Annotated in this window: 2 protein-coding genes; both read left to right on the forward strand. The window is 73.0% G+C overall.

From position 1 onward, the window contains the following. Positions 1 to 2,934: type I polyketide synthase (locus ETD85_RS60060; RefSeq protein ID WP_138698725.1), on the forward strand; the 2,934-nt coding region annotated here is incomplete at its 5' end. A 16-nt stretch (positions 2,935 to 2,950) separates the two neighbouring features. Beyond that, the coding region (locus tag ETD85_RS60065) for a type I polyketide synthase (RefSeq protein ID WP_138698726.1) at positions 2,951 to 4,953 on the forward strand (2,003 nt) is incomplete at its 3' end.

Below are 4,953 nucleotides of genomic sequence, written 5' to 3' on the forward strand. Positions count from 1 at the left end.
TTCGCCGACACCCTCACCACCCTCCAGGAACGCGGCGTCACCACCTACGTCGAGCTCGGCCCCGACGCCGCGCTCACCCCCCTCGCCGCCCAGGCCGGCCACGCCATCCCCACCCGCACCCAGCGCAGGCCGGAGACGATCAGCCTGGCCACCGCGCTGGCCCAGCTCCGGGCGAACCCCGCGACTCTCTATCCGGGCGCGCGTCCCGTCCCGCTGCCCACCTACGCCTTCCAGCCGGAGCGGTACTGGCTCGACCACCTCGCCCAGCCGACCGGCGACCGGAACCTGAAGCACCCGCTGCTGCACACCGCGACCCGGCTCCCCGACGGCAGCCACCACTTCACCGGCCGCATCTCGCTGAAGGACCACCCGTGGTTCGACCAGCACGCGGTCCACCACACGGTGATCCTTCCCGGCACGGCCTACATCGACTTCCTGCTGCACGCCGCCCACCACGTCGGCATGACGCACATCGACGAGCTGACCCACCACGCGTTCCTGGCCATCCCCGAGGAGACCGCCCGGATCCTGTACGTGACCGTCAGCCCCGCCGACGAGGGGCGGCAGGCGTTCACCGTCCACTCCCGTCAGCAGGACGAGGACGAATGGACCCACCACGCCAGCGGCTTCTTCACCACCCGCGAGCCCGCCAGGGTCGCGCCGTCGCCGGTCTGGCCGCCCGAGGGCGCGGTGGCGGTGGACGTCGCGGCGCACTACGAGTCGATGGGCGAGCGCGGCTACCACTACGCGCCGCCGTTCCGCGGCATGAAGGCCGCGTGGCGGGTCGGCGACGACATGTACGCCGAGGTCGAGCTGCCCGAGGACCACCACGGCACCGCGGGCAGGTTCGGCATCCACCCTGCGCTGCTGGACTGCGCGCTGCACCCGATGACCCTGCTGTACGAGGACCAGGTGCAGCTCCCGTTCGCGTGGACCGGGATCGAGCTGCACACGCCGGGCGCCACCGCGCTGCGGGTGCGGATGCGGCACACCGCGCCGGACGCCATGCAGATCACCCTCACCGACCCGTGGGACGCGCCGGTGGTGAGCATCGAGAGCCTGGTCGTGCGGCGGACCTCCGCGCAGCAGATCCCCAGCTCGGCCGGGCAGCAGCCGCTGTACGAGCCCCGCTGGGCCGACGCCGGCCGCCCGGTGGAGACACCGGACTCGTGGGCGATCATCGGCACCGGCACCACCGCCGCCGCCGCCACCCAGGCATATCGGGATCTGGACACGCTGCTGTCCGCCGGCCCCGCCCCCAAGGTCATCGTCGTCCCCGTCCACGGCGAAGAGGGCGGCGACCACCTCGCCGTCACCCACGCCCTGGCCGAGCGGACGCTGCGCCTGATCCAGGACTTCCTCGCCGACGACCGCCTCGCCGACTCCCGGATGGTCTTCCTCACCCGCGGGGCCATCGCCACCGGCCCCGACGACACTGTCACCGACCTCCCGGCCGCCACCGTCTGGGGCCTCGTCCGCACCGCCCAGAACGAGCACCCTGGCCGCTTCTCCATCGTGGACGCCGACCGGCCCGAGCCGATCGTCACTTCGGAGCCGCAGCTGGCCGTCCGCGGCGACAGGATGCTCGCCCCCCGCCTCGCCAAGGTCACCGAGTCCGACGCCGTCCCGGTCACGCTCGACCCCGAGGGCACGGTCCTCCTCGCCGGCGGCACCGGCGAGCTGGCCGGACATCTGGCCCGCCACCTGGTCACCCGGTACGGCGTCGGCCACCTGCTCCTGGCCGGCCGCCGCGGCCCGGGCGCCCCCGGCGTGACCGCCCTCACGGAGGAGCTGGAAGCGCTCGGCGCCCAGGTCACCGTCGCGGCCTGCGACACCGCCGACCGCGCCGCCCTGGCCGCTCTGCTCGGCGGCATCCCGGCGGACCGGCCGCTGACCGGCGTCTTCCACCTGGCCGGCGTGCTCGACGACGCCACGGTCGGCGCGCTGACCCCCGAGCAGCTGCACTCGGTGCTGCGGGTCAAGGTGGACACCGCCTGGCACCTGCACGAGCTGACCGGGGAGCTGGAGGCGTTCGTCGTGTACTCCTCCGTCGCCGGTCTCATCGGCAACCCGGGGCAGGCCAACTACGCCGCCGCCAACACCTACCTCGACGCCCTCGCCCACCGGCGCGGCGGCATCTCCCTGGCCTGGGGCCTGTGGGACGCCGGCATGGCGGCGACGCTCGACTCCGGCGACACCGGCCGCCTGGCCCGCACCGGCATACTCCCCCTATCGCCCGAGACCGGGCTCGGTCTCCTCGACAAGGCGCTCACCAGCGGCCGCTCCTTGCTGGCGCCCGTCAGGCTGGACACCTCCGCCCTGCGCAAGCGGGCCGCGTCCGGCACGGTCGCGCCGGTGCTGCGCGACCTGGTCCGTACGGGGCGCCGTACCGGAGAGCAGGCCCCCGCGTCGGGCGCGCTGCGACAGCAGCTCGCCGGGCTCGGCGCGGACCAGCGGCGGGACCTGCTGCTCGACCTGGTACGCCGGCAGATCGCCGCGGTGCTCGGGCACGGGAACCCGGAGGCGATCGACGTCGAACGCGGCGTGCTGGACATGGGACTCGACTCCCTCACCGCGGTCGAGCTGCGCAACAACCTGGGCGCGGCGGCGGGAGTGCGACTGCCCGTCACGTTGATCTTCGACTATCCGACGCCGCTGGCCCTGGCCGAGCACCTTCAGGACGTCGTCGCACCCGACGACCAGGCGACCGGCGCCGTCCCGGCCACGCAGCCGATCATGGCCGAGCTGGACCGGCTGGAGTCGAGCCTGGCCGCCGTGCCCGCCGGGACGCGACCCGAGGTCGCCGGCCGGCTGCGCGAGCTGCTGTTCCAGCTCAACGAGCCCCAGAACGACGCCATGGACGCGCAGAGCATCGAGTCCGCGGCGGACGACGAGATCTTCGACTACATCGACAACGCGCTCGGCCTGTCCTGAGTAAGGGAAGAATTCCATGTCGAACGAGGAAAAGCTTCGCGGCTATCTCAAGCGGGTGACCGCCGACCTGCAGCGCACCCGGCAGTTGCTGGCCGAGACCGAGGCGGCCAGGCACGAGCCGATCGCGATCGTCGGCATGGCCTGCCGCTTCCCCGGCGGGGCCGGGTCGCCTGAGGAGCTGTGGCGGCTCGTCGTGGACGAGGTTGACGCCATCGGCCCGTTCCCCACGGGGCGGGGCTGGAACCTCGACGAGCTGTTCGACCCGGACCCCGACGCCTTCGGGAAGTCGTACGCGCGTGAGGGCGGGTTCGTCTACGACGCCGACCGGTTCGACGCGGAGTTCTTCGGCATCAGCCCGCGCGAGGCCATCGCCATCGACCCGCAGCAGCGGCTGCTGCTGGAGACCTCGTGGGAGGCGATCGAGGGGGCCGGGCTGGACCCGACCTCGCTGCGCGGCAGCCGGACGGGGGTTTACGCGGGGGTCTCGGCGCAGGAGTACGTCTCGCTGGCCAATCCCGGCAACGACGACGTCCAGGGACACGTGCTGACGGGGACGACGGTCAGCGTGGCCTCCGGGCGGATCGCGTACACGCTCGGACTCGAAGGGCCCGCGGTTTCGGTGGACACGGCCTGCTCGTCCTCGCTGGTGGCGCTGCACCTGGCGGTGCAGGCGCTGCGCAACGGGGAGTGCGGGCTGGCGCTGGCCGGCGGCTCGACGATCATGGCCGCGCCTGGGATGTTCCTGGAGTTCAGCCGCCAGCGCGGGCTCGCGCCCGACGGCCGGTGCAAGCCGTTCGCGAACGCGGCCGACGGCACGGCGTGGGGCGAGGGCGCGGCGATGGTCCTGCTCGAACGGCTGTCGGACGCGCGGGCGAACGGGCATGACGTCCTGGCCGTCGTCCGGGGCAGCGCGGTCAACCAGGACGGCCGCAGCAGCCAGCTCACCGCGCCGAACGGCCCCTCCCAGCAGCGGGTGATCCGGCAGGCGCTGGCCGACGCGCAGCTCACCCCGCCCGACATCGACGCCGTCGAGGCGCACGGCACCGGCACCACGCTCGGCGACCCCGTAGAGGCGCAGGCCCTGCTGGCCACCTACGGCCAGAACAGGGAGACGCCGCTCTGGCTCGGGTCGGTCAAGTCGAACATCGGCCACACGCTGGCCGCCGCCGGCCTGGCCGGCGTCATCAAGATGGTCCAGGCCATGCGGTACGGTCTGCTGCCCAAGACGCTGCATGTGGACGCGCCCAGCCGCCACGTGGACTGGGAGGCCGGGGCGGTCAGCCTGCTCACCGAGCCGACCCCCTGGCCCGAGCTCGCCGGCGACCGGCCGCGCAGGTCCGCCGTCTCCTCTTTCGCCATCAGCGGCACCAACGCGCACGTCATCCTGGAAGCGGCACCCCCTGCCGGCCGGGAGCCGACTCCCGTCGACGGCCCGGTCCCATGGATCCTGTCGGGGAAGACCGAGCAGGCCGTCCGCGACCAGGCCGCCCGCCTGGCCGAGCACGTCCGCGCACACCCCGAGCTGTCACCGGCCGACGTGGGCTACACCCTGGCCACCCGTACCCGCTTCCCCTACCGCGCCACCGTGACCGGCACCACCCGCGATGAGCTCCTGGACCAGCTCGACGCGTTACCGCAGCCGACCGCGGTGCCGCCCGGCAAGACGGCCTTCCTGTTCACCGGGCAGGGCAGCCAGCAGGCCGGCATGGGCGCGGACCTATACCGCACCCAGCCCGTCTTCGCCGAAGCCCTCGACGAGGTGTGCGCGGTCCTGGACGCCCACCTCGAACGCCCGCTCAAAGACGTCATGTTCACCGACGCCGACGCACTCAACGACACCCGCTACACCCAACCCGCCATCTTCGCCTTCCAGATCGCCCTGCACCGGCTCCTCGCCCACCACGGCATCACCGCCGACTACTACGCAGGCCACTCACTCGGCGAAATCACCGCCTCCCACCTCGCCGGCGTACTCAACCTCCAAGACGCCGCCCGCATGGTCACCACCCTGTCTCTTAT

This window comes from Nonomuraea zeae (genome assembly GCF_005889725.1).
GTDB classification, from domain to species: domain Bacteria; phylum Actinomycetota; class Actinomycetes; order Streptosporangiales; family Streptosporangiaceae; genus Nonomuraea; species Nonomuraea zeae.